The organism is Collinsella sp. HCP28S3_E12, assembly GCF_052065595.1.
Classification (GTDB): domain Bacteria; phylum Actinomycetota; class Coriobacteriia; order Coriobacteriales; family Coriobacteriaceae; genus Collinsella.
On sequence record NZ_JBQHTS010000001.1, the window covers coordinates 146,210 to 165,600 of the forward strand.

16 protein-coding genes are annotated in these 19,391 nt (G+C 59.2%); 12 read left to right on the top strand and 4 right to left on the bottom strand.

Annotated features, from left to right (window positions below; all coding sequences use genetic code 11):
* Positions 1-121 precede the first annotated feature (121 nt).
* The 7 genes from ACTNBY_RS00685 to ACTNBY_RS00715 all read left to right on the top strand — a co-directional run bounded on the left by ACTNBY_RS00685 (position 122) and on the right by ACTNBY_RS00715 (position 6,680).
* Complete coding sequence (locus ACTNBY_RS00685) at positions 122-1,126, top strand: LacI family DNA-binding transcriptional regulator (protein ID WP_427718989.1); 1,005 nt, start codon at positions 122-124, stop codon at positions 1,124-1,126.
* A 214-nt stretch (positions 1,127-1,340) separates the two neighbouring features.
* Positions 1,341-1,679, top strand: a complete 339-nt coding sequence (locus ACTNBY_RS00690; protein ID WP_055252615.1) for a PTS lactose/cellobiose transporter subunit IIA — start codon at positions 1,341-1,343, stop codon at positions 1,677-1,679.
* 411 nt (positions 1,680-2,090) lie between these two features.
* Positions 2,091-3,101: a hypothetical protein gene (locus ACTNBY_RS00695; protein ID WP_441063000.1), complete on the top strand. Its 1,011-nt coding sequence runs from the start codon at positions 2,091-2,093 to the stop codon at positions 3,099-3,101.
* 310 nt (positions 3,102-3,411) lie between these two features.
* Positions 3,412-3,840, top strand: coding sequence for a galactose-6-phosphate isomerase subunit LacA (gene lacA, locus ACTNBY_RS00700; protein WP_006234830.1), 429 nt, complete (start codon positions 3,412-3,414; stop codon positions 3,838-3,840).
* Positions 3,841-3,903: 63 nt separating this feature from the next.
* Complete coding sequence (gene lacB, locus ACTNBY_RS00705; RefSeq protein ID WP_006234831.1) at positions 3,904-4,428, top strand: galactose-6-phosphate isomerase subunit LacB; 525 nt, start codon at positions 3,904-3,906, stop codon at positions 4,426-4,428.
* A 378-nt stretch (positions 4,429-4,806) separates the two neighbouring features.
* Entirely contained in the window at positions 4,807-5,688 is an 882-nt protein-coding gene (locus tag ACTNBY_RS00710; protein ID WP_441063001.1) for an aldose 1-epimerase family protein, read from the top strand.
* Between the two features lie 56 nt (positions 5,689-5,744).
* Positions 5,745-6,680, top strand: coding sequence for a hexose kinase (locus ACTNBY_RS00715; protein ID WP_441063002.1), 936 nt, complete (start codon positions 5,745-5,747; stop codon positions 6,678-6,680).
* Between the two features lie 277 nt (positions 6,681-6,957).
* Here ACTNBY_RS00715 and ACTNBY_RS00720 read toward each other — a convergent pair whose 3' ends face one another.
* Entirely contained in the window at positions 6,958-8,586 is a 1,629-nt protein-coding gene (locus ACTNBY_RS00720; protein WP_441063003.1) for a UDP-glucose--hexose-1-phosphate uridylyltransferase, read from the bottom strand.
* Positions 8,577-9,782 (bottom strand): galactokinase, encoded by a 1,206-nt coding sequence (locus tag ACTNBY_RS00725; protein WP_441063004.1) that lies wholly within the window; start codon positions 9,780-9,782, stop codon positions 8,577-8,579. Before ACTNBY_RS00725 ends, ACTNBY_RS00720 begins: the two co-directional genes overlap by 10 nt.
* A 383-nt stretch (positions 9,783-10,165) precedes the next feature.
* Here ACTNBY_RS00725 and ACTNBY_RS00730 point away from each other — a divergent pair, with 383 nt between their 5' ends.
* On the top strand, positions 10,166-11,152 hold the full coding sequence (locus ACTNBY_RS00730; protein ID WP_154515200.1) for a LacI family DNA-binding transcriptional regulator: 987 nt from the start codon (positions 10,166-10,168) through the stop codon (positions 11,150-11,152).
* Positions 11,153-11,281: 129 nt separating this feature from the next.
* On the top strand, positions 11,282-12,442 hold the full coding sequence (locus ACTNBY_RS00735) for an FprA family A-type flavoprotein (RefSeq protein WP_441063005.1): 1,161 nt from the start codon (positions 11,282-11,284) through the stop codon (positions 12,440-12,442).
* Positions 12,443-12,506: 64 nt separating this feature from the next.
* Here the strand turns inward: ACTNBY_RS00735 and ACTNBY_RS00740 are convergent, their stop codons facing one another.
* The gene (locus ACTNBY_RS00740) at positions 12,507-13,310 is read right to left on the bottom strand and encodes a DeoR/GlpR family DNA-binding transcription regulator (RefSeq protein WP_441063006.1); all 804 of its coding nucleotides are present in this window, start codon (positions 13,308-13,310) and stop codon (positions 12,507-12,509) included.
* 334 nt (positions 13,311-13,644) lie between these two features.
* Between ACTNBY_RS00740 and ACTNBY_RS00745 the strand changes: the two genes are divergently transcribed.
* Complete coding sequence (locus tag ACTNBY_RS00745; RefSeq protein WP_022095149.1) at positions 13,645-14,502, top strand: class II fructose-bisphosphate aldolase; 858 nt, start codon at positions 13,645-13,647, stop codon at positions 14,500-14,502.
* Positions 14,503-14,860: 358 nt separating this feature from the next.
* Here the strand turns inward: ACTNBY_RS00745 and vsr are convergent, their stop codons facing one another.
* Positions 14,861-15,850, bottom strand: coding sequence for a DNA mismatch endonuclease Vsr (vsr, locus tag ACTNBY_RS00750; RefSeq protein ID WP_441063007.1), 990 nt, complete (start codon positions 15,848-15,850; stop codon positions 14,861-14,863).
* 261 nt (positions 15,851-16,111) lie between these two features.
* Between vsr and ACTNBY_RS00755 the strand changes: the two genes are divergently transcribed.
* Together ACTNBY_RS00755 and ACTNBY_RS00760 are read left to right on the top strand one after the other, a co-directional pair.
* A complete protein-coding gene (locus tag ACTNBY_RS00755) occupies positions 16,112-16,897 on the top strand; it encodes an ABC transporter ATP-binding protein (RefSeq protein ID WP_441063008.1) in 786 nt (261 codons plus the stop codon).
* On the top strand, positions 16,887-19,091 hold the full coding sequence (locus tag ACTNBY_RS00760) for an FtsX-like permease family protein (RefSeq protein WP_441063009.1): 2,205 nt from the start codon (positions 16,887-16,889) through the stop codon (positions 19,089-19,091). Before ACTNBY_RS00755 ends, ACTNBY_RS00760 begins: the two co-directional genes overlap by 11 nt.
* The last annotated feature ends 300 nt before the right edge of the window (positions 19,092-19,391 follow it).

The window sequence follows — 19,391 nt, forward strand, 5'->3', positions numbered from 1 at the left end:
GTGAACGGTAGGTTTTGGGTGGTGAGCGTATGGTGGGGGAGGCGTTAGATATACTTGAAGATGTTTCATTTGACTGCGTAGGGTGCCACCAATGGCATCGTTGACATAGAAAGATCGACCTATGGCCGCTGTTAAAAAATCGGTTTCCGTTAAGGATGTGGCGCTCCTCGCGGGCGTCTCAGAACAGACGGTCTCGCGCACCGTCCACGATTCACCCAGCGTGCGCCCCGAGACCAAGGAGCGCGTGCGTGCCGCCATGCGCGAGCTGGGGTATCGCCCCAATTTTGCCGGTCGATCGCTGCGCCGCGGCAAGTTTAAGACCGTCGGCGTCGCCATGTTCAACATTACCGGTACCGGCAACCTCGACCGTATGGAGGGCTTTGCCGCCGCCGCCGATAAGCACGGCTACGCCATTACCCTCACTAAAGTAGATGGACATCCCTATACTCTCGAGAGCGCATCGTCGCGCATGAGCGCACTGCCGGTGGATGGCATGGTTGTGATCATGAATCGCATGCCGGCGGACTTTGGCACCTTTGAGCCGCTGCCTGGTATGCAGACGGTGCTCGTTACCATGCTGGAGCACCCGCTGTGCTCGACGGTCGATAACGATCAGTTCGATTGTTCGCGCCAGGTTGTCGAGTACTTGCTGGGGCAGGGGCACAAGACCGTGCACTTTATCTCGTGTCCCGAACGCTCGCTTTCGGGCATGCAGCGCGAGGAGGGCTGGCGCGAGACATTGCGTGCGCATGGTATTGAGCTGCCGCGACTCATCCGTGGCGACTGGACGGCGCGGAGTGGATATGCCGCAGGCCAGGCTCTGGCGGACGATCCGACCTGTACTGCCATCTATGCCTCCAATGACGCCATGGCCTACGGCTGCATTCGCGGACTCGAGTCGCGCGGAAGGCGTGTGCCCGAGGACGTGAGCGTGGTGGGGGTTGATGATAGTCTGGGCGACATCGTGCCCGATCGTCGCCTGACCACCGTGCGCTTTGACAACAAGCGTGTCGGCATGTGGGCAGTCGACAAGATCGCCGGCGCCGAGGGAGTTGCGTCTGGCGTGGAGCACATGCTGATCCCCGGCGTGCTCGTAGAGGGCGATACGGTGCACGATTTGCGTTAGGGCGCGGTCCTGTTTGGGTTTCCGTTAATCATGTTTGATATTGTTCGAAATGGTTTGGAAACCGTTCACGGGCAAAAATTGACCGTTCATAGCTCGAAATTACGTTTTGTATTGTTCTTTTTTGTTTGAATGTTATTGTTTCTGTCATACACAGCGCAGCGCGGATGCCCGGACGCGATGCTCTCCGTTGGTTCATATGTGAAAGGAACGCAATATGGCAACCAAAGAAGAAATCTCGATGGTTGGATTCGAGATTGTCGCATACGCAGGTGACGCCCAGACCGATCTGCTTGCAGCGCTCGATGCTGCTCGCGAGGGTGACTTTGAGAAGGCCGAACAGCTGCACAAGGATGCCAGCGATGCACTTATCGGCGCCCACGACACGCAGACCAAGCTGCTTTCGCAGGAGGCCGGCGGCGGCGAGATGGAGATGACCTTCATCATGGCTCACGCTCAGGACACTCTCATGACCACTATGATCTTGGAGAAGCAGGCCCGCTTTACCATCGATGCCTACAAGCGCATCGCCGAGCTCGAGGCCAAGCTCGCCTAACGAGCCCTCACAACCAAGCCCCTTCCAAAAGTCCTGCCGCTACCCGCAGCAGGGCTTTTTCTGTCCTCCTCCAAGTTGCGGTGAAATAGGGGCTGACGGCCCAAAATGATCCGTTCTCCTCCGTCCCCAGGGGATCGGTTGGCAGCGTCGCCACGAAAATGGCCCATCTACTACGTTTAACCCGATACCCCCGTCCATACCCGCGTTTCATGAAAAACTGCAAGCGTTCTACCTGTGGTTTTGTTTTTACGCCACGGGGCATGGTCGGGGATGGGCAGTTAAACGTAGTAGATGGGCCCATTTCGTGGCAAGCGGGTCATGCGGCAGCCCGTTGCGCCTCCTCCCGTTCGGTTTTTCGCTGGGTGGGTATACTTCCATCCGCAATACAGGCCGGAATGAGGAGGTATCCAAATGCCGGACAACGGATCGATTCAAAAGAGAGACGCGGGCGAGATGGCTCATGGGCGTCCTGTCCAGATAACCGAGCAAACAACGGTGACCGAGCTGCAGCCCAGCCTATCCGATGTCGTGTGCGCAAACAAAAAACTGCAGATTGGCCTCATCGTTGCGCTTGTGGTACTGGCGCTGCTGTCGGGGTTTGTGGCTCGTCCGCATTTTGCCGATACCAAGACTTGGGACTCCACCATCGAGGTCATCGATCAAAAGAAGGGCAATGTATTGGCGCTCACGACCTCGTGCGTCGCCCTATCTGCGGGTATCACTGCGCTGCCGGGCGATACGGGAACGCCGGTTGCCGAGCAGCTCGCACAGCTTTCGGGTAATCTTGGTATCGTGCTTGCCGTGCTATACCTAGAGAAATATTTACTCACGATTTTGTGGTCGGTTGGCCTGGGCATCCTGATCCCGTTTGCGCTAGTGCTCTTTGCAGCGTCGCTTGGCATTCACGGACGCTGGAGCACGAGCACGGTCATTCGTCGCGTGGCAACGCGTGTGCTGGTGGTCGCCATCATTAGCATGGTGTTGGTGCCCGCGAGCGTATGGGTGTCGCAGAAGGTTGATGAAACGTATCGAGTGAGCATCGAGGCGGCCGAGCAAAAGGCGACTGACGCTGCGAGTGCGGCAGATAGCGATAGCTCCAAAGCAAACAAGAAAAAGACTGAGTCCGCAGAGTCCAAGAACGTGCTTGAACAGCTTGCCGACGGTGCCTCGGGTCTTGTCACGACGGTGACCAGCGGCGCCAAGCAGATGACCGATGAGATTGTGCAGCAGGTGACCGATCTGATCGAAGGTGTCATCGTGATGATAGTGACCTCGTGCGTTATCCCATTGCTGGTGCTCGCGGCGTTTTTGTGGCTGGGGCACACACTGCTGGGGATTGATATTTCCGGGCCGACGAATTATTTGACGGGCCGCTTTCTGGGCACTCCGTCCAAGCATGCCAAGAAGGGCGGGCAGTCCTAGTAGCTAAAACAGCTGTATATACCGTGGCATACCGCCGAAGGGCGGCCGAGACACGTTCTCGGCCGCCCTTTTGTTTGTTGAACACATGGTCGCTACGCCCGCGCCCGGTCCAAACGGTCAGCAATCATCCGTGAACGGTATTTGTTCAAAAAAGAACAAAGATAAACAAAAAGTTGTTGCAGTTACTGTTCGAATGTGTTCAAATAAACATGAACAGTGAAGAATCGCACATTCAGATGCCCGGACCTGAACGAGATTCAACACTTCCAAACAGAAACAACGCACCTGCGTATCTCTCAAGGAGGATGTCATGAGGGTTGTAATCGCTTCCGATGCCGACGGTATGTCGATGAAGGAGTCCATCAAGGAGATGCTCATCGCCGATGGTCACGAGGTCGTCGACTATTCCGAGACCCCTGCCGCGGACTTTGTCGATTCCGCTACCGCCGTTGCCAAGGACCTGCTGGAGCACAAGGATTCCCAGGGCTTCGCATTCGATAAGTACGGTGTCGGCTCCTATATGGCCGCCGTCAAGATCAAGGGCATGGTCGTCGCTAACATTTCCGACGAGCGTTCCGCCTACATGACCCGCGAGCACAACGGCTCGCGCATGGTCACCATGGGCCCGGGCGTTGTGGGAACCGAGGTCGCCAAGAAGATCGCCCGCGAGTTCCTGCGTGCCCAGTACGCCGGCGGCCGTCACCAGATCCGTGTCGACATGCTCAACAAGATGGCCTAACGAGAGCCACCGAGAACTCGAACTTCTACCTCAACTTGTGAATTCAGACGAAAGGACGTTCTGATGAAGAAGACCATCGCAATCGGTTGCGACCATATCGTTACGGACGAGAAGATCTATCTGGCCGACCGCCTGGAGCAGGCTGGCTACAAGGTGCTCGACTGCGGCACCTACAGCCACACCCGTACGCACTATCCCATCTACGGCAAGGCCGTGGGCGAGGCTGTTGCCAGCGGCAAGGCCGACTTTGGCGTGGCCCTGTGCGGCACCGGCATCGGCATCACCAACGCCGTCAACAAGGTTCCCGGCGCCCGCTGCGCCCTGGTTCGCGACATGACCTCTGCCCTGTATGCCCGTCGCGAGCTCAACGCCAACATCGTGGGCTTTGGTGGCAAGATCACCGGTGAGTTCCTGATGGCCGATATCATGCTTGCCTTCCTGGAGGAGCCCTACGAGAAGACCCCCGAGCACGATGCCCTGATCGCCAAGATCGATGCTTGCAATAAGGCCGACGCCGAGGCTCAGGCCGACCCGCACTTCTTTGATGAGTTCCTCGAGAAGTGGGACCGCGGAGAATACCACGACTAGTGGGGTTACGCGGTTTTACCAAACCGCGTAACGGGTCGACGCTGCGCGGCGCTCAGGCACCCCATCTCGTCGCTCAAACCGTCGCTCGCGTACATGAAGTACGCGTCGCTCCTCTTTCGCGGCGACCTGGGGCACCTGAGCGCCGCTCGCTGACGTTGGGGGTACCTGCAGGGTTACCGCTGTTGTTGCGAAGCTTTCTGGTTCGGTAAGCTGCTCCGATAACACGTTTGCTTGCTTGGCTTGAGTGCTTCGCTCTTGGCGGTACCCGGCATTCTGCAGCTTTTCAATTGACGGCTCGCGTTTCTGTGAGGGGGCGCGGGCCGGTTTTCTATCAGCCCTATTGACTTGGTGGGCTGTCGTAAGAAAGGGAAGGCTCCTATGGAGTTTGTTCTTGATAACGGTTCTATCCGCGTGGCACTGAGCACGGCGGGCGGGTCGTTCACTTCTATTGCGGCCAACGGCCGTGAGTACCTGTGGCAGGGTGATCCGGCAGTCTGGTCGGGCCAGGCACCCATTTGCTTCCCAATCTGCGGCGGCCTTCGCGACGGTCACGCAATGACCATGGGCGGCCGCGAGGTTAAGCTCGCCCGCCACGGCTTTGCGCGCAAACAGGAGTGGAAACTCGAGGAGCAGAGCGACAACATGGTTGCGCTGAGCCTAAGCTCTGCCGACCATGCCGAGTTGCTCGAGCAGTACCCGTATCCGTTTAAGATCGTTGCTCGTTACACGATCGATGCGGAGAAGGTGGCCGTGTCGTACGAGGTGACCAATGAGGGCACCGAGGACATGCCGTTCTTTGTGGGCGGTCACCCTGGCTTTAAGTGCCCGCTTGACGAGGGCGAGTCCTATGACGACTACGAGCTTCGTTTTGAGCAGCGCGAGGCCACCGAGCTCTGTACTGCCGTTCCCTCGACGGGCCTGATTGATGTTGAGCATCGCAGCAAGAACCCGATGGTTGGCCATGACCTGCCGCTGACCCACGAACTCTTTGACTTCGCAGAGACCATCTTTGACGTGCTCGAGAGCCGCGTGGTTACGCTTACCAAGAAAACCGAGGACAAGGGCGTGCGTCTGACGTTCCCCGATATGCCATACCTGATTGTGTGGAGCAAGCCCGAGGGCGACTTTGTGGCCGTGGAACCGTGGGGTGGTCTGTCCACCTGCTCCGACGAGGACGATATTCTGGAGCACAAGCGTGGCTGCCTGGTGGCCAAGCCGGGGGAGACCGTTACCCGCGGCTTTGAGATCGAGATCCTTTAACGAGCTATCGTATGTTTGGGGCCGCGCGTGTCGTGCCCCGGAAACAGGAGTTCAATATGATTCTGACTGTTACCATGAACCCGTCGATTGATACGCGCTATCAGCTCGATAAGCTGGTCATCGACGATGTTAACCGGGTGACGCCCGAAAAGACCGCTGGCGGCAAGGGCCTCAACGTGAGCCGTGTGCTGCTGCAGCTGGGCGACGACGTGCTCGCGACTGGCCTGCTTGGCGGTCACATGGGTGCCTATATGGCCGAGCTTATGGATGCCGACGGCGTCAAGAACGACTTTGTACCCATTGCCGGCGAGACGCGCATTTGCCTGAATATTCTGCACGAGGGTAATCAGACCGAGCTTTTGGAGAGCGGCCCGCAGATCGCCCCGGCCGAGCTCGAGGCCTTTACGGCCAAGTTCGCCGAGCTTGCAGCGAAGGCGGACGTTGTGACGCTTTCGGGCTCGCTGCCGCGCGGCATCGATGCCGGCTACTATGCCGAGCTCGTCAAGATCGCCGAAGAGGCGGGCGCCAAGGTGCTACTCGACACCTCGGGTGCATCGCTGGAGGCCGCGCTGGAGTCCGACGCTAAGCCCGAGCTCGTAAAGCCCAACCTGACCGAGATTAACGGCCTGCTGGGTACGTCCTTTACGACCGATGATGTCGATGCCCTGCGCGAGGCGCTTGCCGCCGATGGCCGCTTTGCTGGTATTCCCTGGGTCGTTGTCTCGATGGGCGCTGCCGGTTCGGTAGGATTCCATGAGGGCCGCGCGTTCCGCGCCAAGACGCCCGCGATTGCGGCTGTGAACGCGACGGGTTCCGGTGACTCGACCATCGCCGGTTTTGCGCATGCCATTGCTGCTGGCGCCGACGACGTCACGGTGCTCAAGACCGCCAATACCTGCGGCAAGCTCAACGCCATGGATCCCAAGACCGGCCACCTGATCATGGACCGCTGGGACGAGGTCTACAACAGCGTAGAGGTAACCGAACTTTAGAGTTACGGCGTACCGAACAAAACGAGAGTGGATAATCTCCCATTTTGGGCTCGCAAGCGGGCTTAGAGTGGGAGATTTTCCACTCTCATGAGAGGCAGCTAATTTGGGACGGGGCTATTTTGACTACTTCTAGATGCAAAGTAGTCAAAATAGCCCCGTCCCAAATTAGCTGCCCTTGCACCAAAAGCGGCGCCCGCCGGCGATATTGCCGGCAGGCGCCGTTGTCGTATAGGTGGCTATGTCGTGCGGGCTGCTGTTGAACGTTCGGACCCGTTCTCTACAGCGAGTCGATAAAGCGCTGCTGGGCGGCGCGACCGGCTTCGTCCCATTTAAAGACGCCGGCGTTGTCGAGCACGTGGCCAAACACCATGCCGACCTCCTCATGCAGGATGTCGATGGCGCTATCCGCCGTAAGCTCGTCGGCGCGGCGGGCAAAGACGTCCTCGGCCCATGCGGCGTGGCTGCGGCAAAGGTCGTCGCCCTCGAGCGCGCCGGCAAGGTCGTAACTGACATCGGCCTTGGCTGCCAGCAAGTGCTCGCGGACAGCGCCGAGCTCGGGAACCAAGCGCGGCGGCAAAATGGCCAGGCCCATGACCTCGATCAAGCCGATGTTCTCCTTCTTAATATGGTGGTACTCGGCATGCGGGTGAAATACGCCCAGCGGATGCTCGTCGGTTGTGATGTTGCAGCGAAGCGCCAGGTAGGCCTCGTAGATCTCGCCGCCGGCATTGCCGCGAGAGTCGACGCGGCGGATGACGGGCGTCACAGTGTTATGCGCCACGCCGTCGGCTGTGTGCGCGATGACGCCCACAGACTCATCGGTCCACTCGCGCCAGGCGAGGATAATCTTCTCGGCGGCGTCGAGCAGCTGGGCGCGGTCGTGCGAGCGCAGTCTCAGCACCGAAAGCGGCCACTGCAACACGGTGCCGCTGACCTGGTCAAAGCCGGGCACGTTAAACTGCGAGACCTCGGCGGCATGCATCATGGGGAACTCGTGCGCGCCGCCCTGGAAGTGGTCGTGCGACAGAATCGAGCCGCCCACGATGGGCAGGTCGGCGTTGGAGCCAATAAAGTAGTGCGGGAACAGGTCCACAAAATCGAGCAGGCAGGTCAGTCCCTTACGGTCGACGTGCATCGGGCGATGCTCGGCGCTCATAGCGATGCAGTGCTCGTTAAAGTACGCGTACGGGCTGTACTGGAAGCCCCAGCGCTCGCCGTCGAGCTGGATGGGGATAACGCGCAGGTTCTGGCGAGCGGGATGGGCGCCGCCGTCGGCTGCGGCGGAGCGTCCAGGGTAGCCCTCGTTCTCGATGCACAGTTGACAGGCGGGATACTTCTCGCCCGTGTTCTTTGCGGCGCCGGCCGCGGCAATGTCGCGCGGGTCCTTCTCGGGCTTCGACAGGTTAATGGTGATTTCCAGGTCGCCCCAGTTGGTGGGGGTGCTCCATTTGATATTGCGCGCGATGGCGGCGCGGCGCACGTAACCGGCGTCACAGCACAGACCATAGAACCAGTCGGTCGCGGCGCGGGGCTCGTTGACGCCCATGCGTCCGTTGAACTCCTCGTTTACAACCGAAGGCCTCGGCATGAGCGCGCCCATGATGCGCATGGCGATGCGGTCGCGGCCCGACGCCGTGTCCTCGGCAGCGCCGTTGGCAACGGCGTCCTCGGAAAGCGCGGCAAGCGTGCCCTCCAGGTCAAAATTGGGGAGCGTATCGGGGTGCAAGAGCGAGAGCTTCTCGTTCTGCATCGCCCAAGCCATGTCGAGCGCGGGACCCGTGGCGCCGATGCACTCGAGAATGGTGTTGTAGGCCCAGATGCGGTCATCCTGTCCGATCATGGATCGATGGATGGCATACTCAATCAGGCCCTGCGCGGCCTCGCGCACATCAGTCATTACAGCCATGCTGCGTAAGCCCCCTTGTCAGAAATTGCGTAGTGGCGGGCAGAGCCCTCGCCCAGCCAGCCGTTCATCTTGGTGATGAAGGTGCCGACCAGGTCGAGCGGCACGAAGGCCTGGATGGTGCCACCAAAGCCGCCACCGTGGATGCGGACGGCGCCGCGGCCGTCGAGCACATGCTCGGCCAGCGCCAAGGCATACATGGAAGGTTGCTCGGAGCCCAGTTTGGCGACGACATTCTGCAGGTACATGGCGGAGCTGGCACCGGACTCGCGCGTCAGGACCAGGAACTGGTCGATGTCGCCGGCGCTAAGGGCTGCCCAGCGCTTATCGACCAGGCCGTTCTCGTACCAGTAGTGAACGGCGCGCAGGCAGGCACGGTCGCCCAGCTTGGCGCGTAGCTCAGGGAGCTTGGCGTCAAAATCCGCCACGTTTACCTCGCACAGGCGCGTCTTGCCAAACTCGGCGGCGACGTCCTGCATCTCGCGCGGAACGGCGGCGTAGTCGTCGGTAGCTGCCACATGGTCGGCGCCAACCTTAACGAGCACGAGCGCATAGCCGTGATCCTCAAAGTTGAGTTCGAGCTTCTGGGTTTTAGGCTGAGCCTGGTCCTCAAAGTCCATGTAGGCAAGGCCGCCCAGGCACACGGCGGCCTGGTCCATAAGACCGCAGGGCTTGCCGTAATAGTTGTTCTCGGTGCGCTGGCTCATCTGGGCGAGCGCGACGGGCTCGATGGCGGGTGCGCCCCAGAGCGCCTCCATGGCACGACCGTACGCCGCCTCGACAGCAGCGGAGCTCGAAAGACCGCCGCCCGAGGGAACGGAGCAGGTGAAGGCGAAGTCGAAGCCCTGGGGCTCAACGCCCAGAGCGGCGATTTCGTGGGCCATACCGCGGACGAGGCTCGCGGACGTGCCCTTCTCGGACTCCTGAATATCCAGCGTGTCGAGCGTGATCTCAAAGGTAGGATAGCCCTCGTCGGCGACGCGGATCTTGTTGGAGTCGGTTGCCACGGCGATACCGTCAACGGCGACATCGAGCGAGCCGGCGATAACATGGCCGCCCTCGTGATCGGTGTGATTGCCGCTGATCTCAGAACGGCCGGGTGCGTGCACGTAGAGCACCTGGCGGTCGCCGATGGGGCCAAACTCCTCCTCAAACAGTCTGGTGAGCATGGTGAGTGTCTTTTCGTCGGGGGTGGTCATGGGAGTCCTTTCCTTGGCGCGCACGGGTGAGTTTTGCGTCGCTATGAGTACGTTAACAACTTGAAGCAGCATGAACCAAGTGTTCACGATGCCGCACGTTACGGGCTATGTTAACGTACTCATAACAGATCGCTTGTCACTTTTTGAGAATCCGGTAGTCGGTAGAATTACAGCCGTGAACGGTACCGCCGTATGGACTTATAAAGCAGAAGAGATGCAGATAGAAAAAGTAGAGTACGTTAACATGCGTCCGACGATAGCGGGCCTCGGCGCGGGGTGTATTTCTGCCCGGGCCGGCATGCACGCTATTCAGATCTCGCAAGGGTGAAGGTGATTCTGTGGCAAGGCACTCGTCCAACGATACAGGTACGCGTCCGGTCTCCATGGCCGACGTCGCCCGCGCTGCCGGTGTTTCGCAGCAGACGGTTTCGCGCGTCGCCAACGGCTTGCCCAACGTTAACGAGCAGACGCGCCAGCGCGTGCAGGCCGCTATGCAAGAGCTCGGTTTTCGTCCGAGTTATGCCGGCCGCTCGCTGCGCGACGGCCGTTACCATTCGGTCGGTCTGTGCGTCAACGATATCACCAAGTTTGGCAACCTCTCAATGATCGATGGCATCGCCAGCGCTGCTCGAGAGCATAATTGCGCCATCACGCTGGTCGAGATGTCCAAGACCGAGGAGTTTTCGCTTGCCGAGGCCACGCGTCGTATGGCTGCGCTGCCGGTGGACGGCATCATCATCGGCATGAGCCGCATGGCGCCCGATTTTGAGACGTTTGATCCGCTGCCGGGCATTGGCACGGTTATTGTTACCATGTACGCGCACCCGCGGGTGACCACGGTCGACTCCGACCATTACGGCTGCTCGCTCTTGCTTATGGATCATCTGTTTGAGCTGGGGCACGAGCAAATTCGCTATATTGGCGGCCCGTCGTTCTCGGTCGACGAGCAATTTCGTCGCGCCGGCTGGCAGGATGCGCTCGAGCACAAGCACATTAAGCCGCAGGCGCCGCTCGAGGGCGACTGGTCTGCCAACAGCGGCTACGAGGCCGGCAGGTACCTGGCCGAGCACGATCGCACCATGACGGCGATTTATGCGGCAAACGATCAGATGGCAAATGGCGCGATTGCCGCGCTGCGTGATAGCGGCCTGCGCGTGCCCGAGGACGTAAGCGTGGTGGGCGTCGACGATTCGCTCGACGACTTTGTCGCGCATAACGAGCTCACGACCGTTCGATTCGATTTACATCAGCGTGGACGCGAGGTGTTTGAGCACGCGGTTCCCGAGGCGGGTACGGCGGGCAAAACCGTTGCTATCCGTATTCCCGGCCAGCTCATTATTCGACATAGCACGGCGATGCCACGCTCATAGTTTGCGCAGGTAAACGACGATTTATCGTATTTCAATAACAATCGGTAAGGATGCCGGCAGATAACAGTTGGAATGCTGCCAAGTGCTATTATAGACAGGTTATTTTGTCTATCTAGGAGGCTTTGTCTGATGGAGATCACCAAGGATATCCGCTACATTGGCGTCGACGACCACGACATTGACTTGTTCGAGGGCCAGTACGATGTGTCCGAGAACGGTATGGCATACAACAGCTACGTTATCTTGGGCGATAAAATCGCTGTCGCCGATTCGGTCGACGGTGGTTTTGTCGACGAGTGGCTCGGCAACCTCGAGGCCGCGCTCGATGGCCGTACGCCCGACTACCTGGTCATCCATCATATGGAGCCTGATCACTCCGCCGGTATCGCCGCCTTTATGGAGCGCTATCCCCAGGCGCAGATTGTGGCCAGCATGGGTGCTTTCCGCATGATGGTCAACTACTTTGGCACCGACTTCCCCGAGCGCAAAATGGTTGTCAAAGAGGGCGATGTGCTCGACCTGGGCGGCCACAGCCTGACGTTTGTCGGTGCCCCCAATGTTCACTGGCCCGAGGTGCTCTTCTCCTATGAGGCCACCGACAAGGTGCTCTTTAGCGCCGACGGCTTTGGCAAGTTTGGCGCCAACGACATCGAGGATCCCGAGGGCTGGGCTTGCGAGGCTCGCCGCTACTACTTTGGCATCGTCGGTAAGTTCGGCAAGTTTGTGCAGGCCGTGCTCAAAAAGGCTGCCGATCTGGATATTCAGATCATCTGCCCGCTCCACGGTCCTGTCCTTACCGAGAATCTGGGCTATTACCTCGACACCTACAACACCTGGTCGAGCTATCAGCCCGAGGACGAGGGCATCACGATTGCCTATGCGAGTGTCTACGGCCATCTGAAGGCCGCTGTCGAGGAGCTCGCCGCAGCGCTCGAGGCTCGCGGCCAGAAGGTTTCCGTCTTTGACCTGGCTCGCGACGACATGGCCGAGGCCGTTGAGGATGCGTTCCGCTATGACCGCCTGGTGCTCGCCTCTATCACCTATCAGGGCGAGATCTTCCCGTTCATGAGCACCTTTATCCACACGCTTGCCGAGCATGCCTACCAGAACCGCACCGTGGCGCTCGTCGAGGCCGGTTCCTGGGCGCCCACCGCTGCCAAGGTTATGACCAAGGAGCTCGAGGGCATGAAGGACATCACCCTGGCGCAGAACAAGGTGACCGTGCTGGGATCGCTCAACGACACATCGCGCGCCCAGATCGAGGCCCTCGCCGACGAGCTTTCCAAGTAGCGATATTTCGCTTTTAACGGGCAAAACCACCACAAAGGGACAGGCCCTTTGTGGTGGTTTTTGTTTAAGCGCCGGCGATGATGAGGGCTGGACGTGCGCTGTCGGCGGCCTCGGCGATTGAGGTGGCGACGGCGGCGTCGGGGTCGCTGTCCATCACGATGATGTCGACGTCGGCAAGCTCGGCAAAACGGTACATGCCGCGTCCGTTGACCTTACTGGCGTCCATGAGGGCGACGCTTTGACGGGCGGCACCGACCATAGCCGCTTTGGTCTCGGCCATCTGCGGAAAGTCGGTCGTAAAGCCGCAGCCGGGAACAAAAGCGCCAGGACACATGACGGCAAGGTCGGCGTGGACCATTTGGAGCGCCTGCATGGTAAGTGGGCCGTACAGATAGCGATGACCTTTGCGCAGTGCCCCGCCCAGCATAACGACATCGACCGAGGGCATGCTCTCGTCGATATAATCGGCGATGGTAATGTCGGCCGTGATAACGGTGATGCCGTCGCGCTGATCGAGGAGCCGGACGAATTCGAGCGCCGTGGTGCCCGAGTCGACGAGCAGCGTGTCGCCGTCATTAACGAACTCGATGGCGCTTTGCGCGATGGCCTGCTTGGCGGCGACGTTGACATTGATGCGGCGATCCTGCGTGGAGACGGTCAGGCGTTTGTGGAGCGATACGGCACCACCATGTGTGCGACGCAGCTTGCCTGCTTCGGCGAGCGCGTCCAGGTCGGCGCGGGCGGTGACGGAGGACACGCCAAAGGTCTGGGCGATTTCTGCTACCTGCACCGAGGCGTTATGCTCGAGTATTTCCATAATGGCGGTACGGCGCTCGTCAGCAAAAGCACGGTTGGTAGCTTGGGCCATGTTTGCTCCATTCTCGGCTATATTTGCAGGAATTGTGTTGACTCTATTTTCGTTCATTTTCTTTTTGAGTAAGAAAACACCTTTCGATTACTTATCTTTTCTATAAAAGAAAGACGCTAAACGCTCAAAATTCAATATCGAACACGCCCACTCGGTTCCGATTCCTTCCGTTTACTTTTCAAAAACGATTGTATTGGCCTGCATGGACTCAATATCTCGCACGTGCAAAGCCGCTGAATTTCATACAATGAGCGCAGTAAAACGCAAGGTAAAACGCCTTGTGAACAACTACGCCCGATGTCCAGATGCGGGCGAGGGAGAGGAGCAAACGCTCATGGCACTTGTTACCACCGAAAAGATGCTCAAGGACGCTCAGGCCGGTCACTACGCCGTCGGCGCGTTCAACGTCGAGAACCTCGAGTTTGTTATGGCCGTTCTGGCCGCTGCCGAGGAGACTAAGTCCCCCGTCATCATGCAGACCACCCCGGGCACCATCAAGACCGCTGGTCTGGACTACTTCTACGGCATGGTGAAGGCCGCTGCCGAGCGCGCTTCCGTGCCCGTCGCTCTGCACCTCGATCACGGCGATGGCTATGACCGCTGCATGCAGGCTTTCCGCACGGGCTACACCTCCGTCATGATCGACGGCTCGCACGAGTCCTTCGAGGACAACATTGCCCTGACCAAGTCCGTCGCCGACGCTGGCCGCGCCATGGGCGTGCCCGTCGAGGCCGAGCTCGGCAAGGTTGGCGGCAAGGAGGACGACGGTCCCGCGGTTGAGGGCGAGAGCCCCTACACCGATCCTGCCGAGGCCAAGGAGTTCGTCGAGCGCACCGGCTGCACCTCGCTGGCCATTGGCGTTGGCACCAGCCACGGCGTGTACACGAGCGATCCGCACATCGAGCAGTCCGTGGTCAAGGCCATCCGCGACGCCGTCGACGTGCCGCTGGTTCTGCACGGCACTTCCGGTGTGCCCGATGAGCAGGTTGCCGAGGCTGTGAAGAACGGCATCTGCAAGGTTAACTACGCTACCGAGCTGCGTCAGGCCTACACCAAGGGCTTCATGGCCTACATGGCCGAGAACCCCGCCTGCTTCGATCCCAAGAAGCCGGCCAAGGAGGGCATGCGTGAGATCACCGAGCTGGTTAAGATCCGCATGACCAACCTCAACTCTGTGGGCAAAGCAGAGTAACAGCAAGGGTACTCCGATCCCACCGGGCCGTCTGGAAACGGAAAAGGGCCTATCTCTCAGAACGTCCTCGGACATGTCGGAAGCCCCGCTGCGCGCACGCGCTGCGGGGCTTCCTCCGTCTCGATGTCCACCAAAAGGTTGCGCACGGGGTGTGCTGCTAGGTCCCGTTCGTTGGCAGTATTATGCCGCGGCTGCTGCAAAGAAGCACTAAAGAAAGGCTTAATCAGGTTTGTTATAACAGTGAAACTGCAGGTCAAAGGTATCGAATAACACTCTTGAAAGGTTTTGAGCTTAAGGGCTTTCTAAGGTTTGCGGCTCGGATGTGGCGCGGACGTGCGGAGCGTGTGAATGATCGCTGTTAGCGCTGCGGTGCGGCGGCGCGTACCTGTTCGATGACCTTTTCCATGGTGGCGTCGATGCGGTCTTTCTTGAGCTCACATTCCCAGACGGTGATGGGCGTCCAGCCCATTTGGGTAAGCGCATCGATGGCGGCTCGGTCGCGCTCGACGTTGCGGCGAAACTTTGCCTCCCAAAACTCAACATTGCGCTTGGGCTGGCTCGGATTGCACTTAGGGCAGCGATGCCAAAAGCAGCCGTTGACGAAAATGGCGATCTTGCGCCCGGGAAAGGCGATGTCGGGCTTGCCGGGTACCTTCCATTCCAGACGGTATCCCGTAAGGCCCGCTGCCCGCAGGCGCTGGCGAACGAGCAGCTCGGGTTTGGTGTTGGCGCGCTTGTTGCCCTTCATGGACTTTTTTATAGCGGCGCGACGGCGCACCAGTTCGCGCTCGTCAGTGGAGAGGTCCGAGGTATCGATGCCGTCGAGCAGACCTGGCTTGGGACGCTTTTTGCTGCGGCGCTTAGGTGCGCGCTTGGGCTTGGTGGCGGGTTTGTCGGCCGTGTTGGGCGTGGCGTCATCGGCGGCGCCGTTGGCCTCAAGCCGATCTTCCTTCAACTCAATCAGAGCATCGATAAGCCCTTTGTCGGCGGGCATCCACTCAACGGTGGCAAGCGAGGTGCGCGGAATCCAGCGGATATCGAGCTGGCGGTCGTGCTTCTGGGGCTCATCGGAGTCATCGGCGAGCGAGCAGTAGTAGCACTCCATGGAGAGATGAAAATCGGGGTAGTCGTACTCAACGGTATAGAAATCGCGCAGGTTGGTGACTTTTACCTGCAGCTCTTCCATGAGCTCGCGGCGTACGGCGTCCTCGGGCGTCTCGCCGCGCATGAGCTTGCCACCGGGGAACTCCCAAAGTCCCTGCATGTCGCCGTAGCCGCGCTGCACGGCAAGCAGCTCATCGGATCCTTCCTTGCGAATGATCCCAGCGGCAACATGAACAGTCTTCAACAGGAGTCCTCTCTCAACATCGACACATGACAAGGCAGCTCATTTGGGTAGTCTTTTTGGGACGGGGCTTTTTTAGCTGCCCTATGTCAAATGCGGCCTCATGCTTCGAAGGCTACGGATAGGGTAGCTAAAAAGCCCCGTCCCAAAAAGACTACCCCTACCTTACGCAACGGTAAGGCAAGCGTAAGCGATATCGATGGTAGCCGACTCGGCTTCTTGCGACTATAGATGCCGTAGACTAATCGCAAGAAAGGACTCGGTATGCAAACCACGCACATGGCGACCCCGGTACTGGAAGTCGTGCATCTCGAAAAGGTATACGGAGCGCTGGGCAACGTGACCCGCGCGCTCAACGACGTCAGCTTTACCGTCAACCGCGGCGAATTCGTTGGCATCATGGGCGCTTCGGGCTCGGGTAAGTCGACGTTGCTCAACTGCGTGTCGACCATCGATAGTGCCACAAGCGGCGCGATCCGCATCAACGGCCAGGACGTGACGCGCATGAAGCAGGCTAAGCTTTCGCAGTTCCGCCGCGAGGAGCTTGGTTTTATCTTCCAGGACTCCAACCTGCTCGATACGCTCACGGCACGCGAGAACATCGCCCTGCCGCTCACCATCGCCCGCACAAACTCGGCAGAGATCTCGACCCGCGTGCAGGATGTGGCAGCGCGCCTGTCCATCAGTCAGGTGCTCGACAAGTATCCCTACCAGATGTCCGGCGGTCAGCAGCAGCGCGTTGCCGCGGCTCGCGCGCTCGTCACCGACCCCACCATGATCATGGCCGACGAGCCCACCGGCGCCCTCGATTCCAAGAGCGCTCGCCTGCTGCTCGAGAGCCTGGAGGCCCTTAACCGCCGCCTGCGCGCCACCGTGCTCATGGTCACGCACGACAGCTTTGCCGCCAGCTACACGAGCCGTGTGCTGTTTATTCGCGACGGCAAGATCTTCACCGAGCTGCGCCGCGGAGACACCGGCCGCCGCGAGTTCTTCGACCGCATTATGGAGGTCGTTGCCATGATGGGCGGTGAGGGCTCCGATGCTCTGTAAACTCGCTTGGGGCAACGTCCGCCGCGCCGGCCGCGACTACCTCGTCTACCTTTTGACGCTCACCCTGGGCGTCACGGTCTTCTATGCCTTTAATACCATCTCGATGCAGGTCGACATCGCCGGAATCGATGAAGAGGGCTTGGCGCAGGTTATGGGCAGCATGCTCGGCTACCTGACGTACTTTTTGGCCGGTGTCATGGCCTTTTTGATGGTGTATGCCAATAACTTCATCATGAAACGCCGCAAGAAGGAGTTTGGCCTGTACCAGGTGCTCGGTATGGGGCGCGGGCGCGTCGCCACGATCATGGCGCTCGAGACCGTGATAGTATCGGTTGTGGCCTTTGTCGCCGGCATTGTGCTGGGTGTGGGACTCTCCCAGCTCATGACGTTCTTTACGGCCTCGCTCTTTAAGACACAGATCGCCAATTTCCACTTCTTTTTCTCGGTGCATGCGTTCAACCTGACCCTTGCCTGCATGCTCGTAATGTTTGTGCTCACGCTACTGCTGAACCTTCGCGCCGTGCGTCGTACCAAACTCATCGAGCTTATGGGTGCCGAGCGTCGCAACGAGAGCATCAAGACACGCAACCCCTGGATCGCGATTGCCATCTTTGCCGTGGGCGTGGTGCTTGTGGGCGTGGCCTATTACCGTCTGCTACGTGATGGGTTCCCGCTAACCGCGACGGACAGCAAGCTGCAAGAGGCCATGAACCAGTTTGGCATTACGACCGCTATGGTTACCGTGGGTACCTTTGCCCTGTTTTGGGGACTCTCGGGCATGCTTATCAAGCTGCTGCAGAGCCTGCGCGGCGTGTATTGGCGCGGCCTCAACATGTTTATCGTGCGCCAGCTTGCGGCCAAGGTCAACACGGTGTGCTTTTCGATGGGCGTCATCGCGATGCTCCTGTTTTTGGCCATCACCTCGGTGACGTGCGGTATGTCGATTGCCAACGTGATGAACGAAAACCTGGAGCGCTATAACCCTGTTGATGTGTCTCAGACGTATGTCTATTACACGCCCGATACTCTCGACTACTACAAAGAGTACGTCAATCCGTCTGATGAAGCCGATCGCATGGTGCTGGCCGATACAACGGTCGATTTGTACCCCGCATGGCACGGCAAGGGCGAGTCGGCGGACAACAACGACGAGACCGGCAAGAAGGTCGATATCGCCGATGTTGCCGGTGAGCATGTACAGATCGATTCGTATCTGAGTTACCCGGTTGGCGGCTCGAATCCTTCGGTGACCCCAAGTGAGATGTGCAAGACCATGGGCGAAAAGCTTCCCAAGGCGTTCGGGGGTAGCAATGCCGATACGATGGGTCTGTTTGTGACGCCGGCGAGCCAGTACAACAAACTGCGCCAGATGATGGGCGAGGAGCCGGTGAGCATTGGCCGCGACCAATATCTGCTCACGTGTGATATGGGCGGCGAGCTGGTCGACCTGTACACCAAGTATATGGCTGGCGGCCATGCCCTTACCTTGGGCGGGCATACGCTCAAACCCGCAACCGATAAGTCGGACGAAGATACGGCGGCCATCGCCAACTCGGCGATGGGCAGTAATCCGGGTACCGTCGTCGTTGCCGACGAACTGTTGTCCCAACTTAATCTGCAGCCGTATTCCAGTAGCCTGCTCGTTAACTACAAACAGGGGATGGATACGACCGAGGCAGACGAGAGCATTAAATACACTCTGCTCGACAATCTGCTCGTTGACGGCAAGGAGCCGGGGTTTTGGGGAACCTTCATCACACGCTCCGAGATGTACACGCAGGCAGCGCAAATGAACGGTCTTATTAGCTACCTAGCCATCTACATCGGCTTTGTATTGGTCGTTGCATGCGCGGCGATTCTGTCGATCCAGCAACTCTCCAACGTGGCCGACGGCAGCCGCAGCTATCGTGTGCTGGCACAGATCGGCTGCGACGACCGCCAGATTCGCCATTCGGTGATGGCGCAGCAGGCGGTATTCTTCCTGTTCCCGCTGGCAGTGGGTCTGGCGCACTCCTTTGTGGCACTTAAGGTGATTATCGAGCTGGTGAGCATATTCGGAAATATGAGCATCGGCGGCACTGTGGGCCTCACCTGCGCGATCTTCCTGGCAGCATACGGTGGCTACTTCCTGGTGACCTACCTCATGAGCACCGGAATGGTGCGAGCTGCCATAGCCACCCGCTACAGCGAGTAACAAGCGGGCAAAATCGTCGCAAAATCAGAGGCGTATGACCGCCGCGAAGGGGCCAGGGGCCCTTTCGCGGCGGTTTTTTCCAACCTGGTGCGTCTCAGATACAAGTGAGTAGACTTTTTTGAACCTGACGAGCACATCGCGACAAATGCTCAATAAAACCGCAGGTCAGAGCTGTGGCGTTTTGGGGCGTGCTTGGCTTCCTGCAAAAAGCCTACTCACTTGGTTTTTCTGCTAGAAGACCGCCGCGAGGGAAGGCAACTCCCCCGGGTAGTCGTTGGGGACGTTCTTAAACGACTAGTC

Excerpts from the sequence above, each read along its gene's own strand:
- ACTNBY_RS00720 (WP_441063003.1), bottom strand. The coding sequence starts at position 8,586 with ATGGCTGTAATGACTGATGTGCGCGAGGCCGCGCAGGGCCTGATTGAG.
- ACTNBY_RS00745 (WP_022095149.1), top strand. The coding sequence starts at position 13,645 with ATGGCACTTGTTACCACCGAAAAGATGCTCAAGGACGCTCAGGCCGGT.
- lacB (WP_006234831.1), top strand. The coding sequence starts at position 3,904 with ATGAAGAAGACCATCGCAATCGGTTGCGACCATATCGTTACGGACGAG.
- lacA (WP_006234830.1), top strand. The coding sequence starts at position 3,412 with ATGAGGGTTGTAATCGCTTCCGATGCCGACGGTATGTCGATGAAGGAG.
- ACTNBY_RS00730 (WP_154515200.1), top strand. The coding sequence starts at position 10,166 with ATGGCCGACGTCGCCCGCGCTGCCGGTGTTTCGCAGCAGACGGTTTCG.
- ACTNBY_RS00740 (WP_441063006.1), bottom strand. The coding sequence starts at position 13,310 with ATGGCCCAAGCTACCAACCGTGCTTTTGCTGACGAGCGCCGTACCGCC.
- ACTNBY_RS00690 (WP_055252615.1), top strand. The coding sequence starts at position 1,341 with ATGGCAACCAAAGAAGAAATCTCGATGGTTGGATTCGAGATTGTCGCA.
- ACTNBY_RS00695 (WP_441063000.1), top strand. The coding sequence starts at position 2,091 with ATGCCGGACAACGGATCGATTCAAAAGAGAGACGCGGGCGAGATGGCT.
- ACTNBY_RS00685 (WP_427718989.1), top strand. The coding sequence starts at position 122 with ATGGCCGCTGTTAAAAAATCGGTTTCCGTTAAGGATGTGGCGCTCCTC.
- ACTNBY_RS00725 (WP_441063004.1), bottom strand. The coding sequence starts at position 9,782 with ATGACCACCCCCGACGAAAAGACACTCACCATGCTCACCAGACTGTTT.
- ACTNBY_RS00755 (WP_441063008.1), top strand. The coding sequence starts at position 16,112 with ATGCAAACCACGCACATGGCGACCCCGGTACTGGAAGTCGTGCATCTC.
- ACTNBY_RS00710 (WP_441063001.1), top strand. The coding sequence starts at position 4,807 with ATGGAGTTTGTTCTTGATAACGGTTCTATCCGCGTGGCACTGAGCACG.
- ACTNBY_RS00715 (WP_441063002.1), top strand. The coding sequence starts at position 5,745 with ATGATTCTGACTGTTACCATGAACCCGTCGATTGATACGCGCTATCAG.
- ACTNBY_RS00760 (WP_441063009.1), top strand. The coding sequence starts at position 16,887 with ATGCTCTGTAAACTCGCTTGGGGCAACGTCCGCCGCGCCGGCCGCGAC.
- ACTNBY_RS00735 (WP_441063005.1), top strand. The coding sequence starts at position 11,282 with ATGGAGATCACCAAGGATATCCGCTACATTGGCGTCGACGACCACGAC.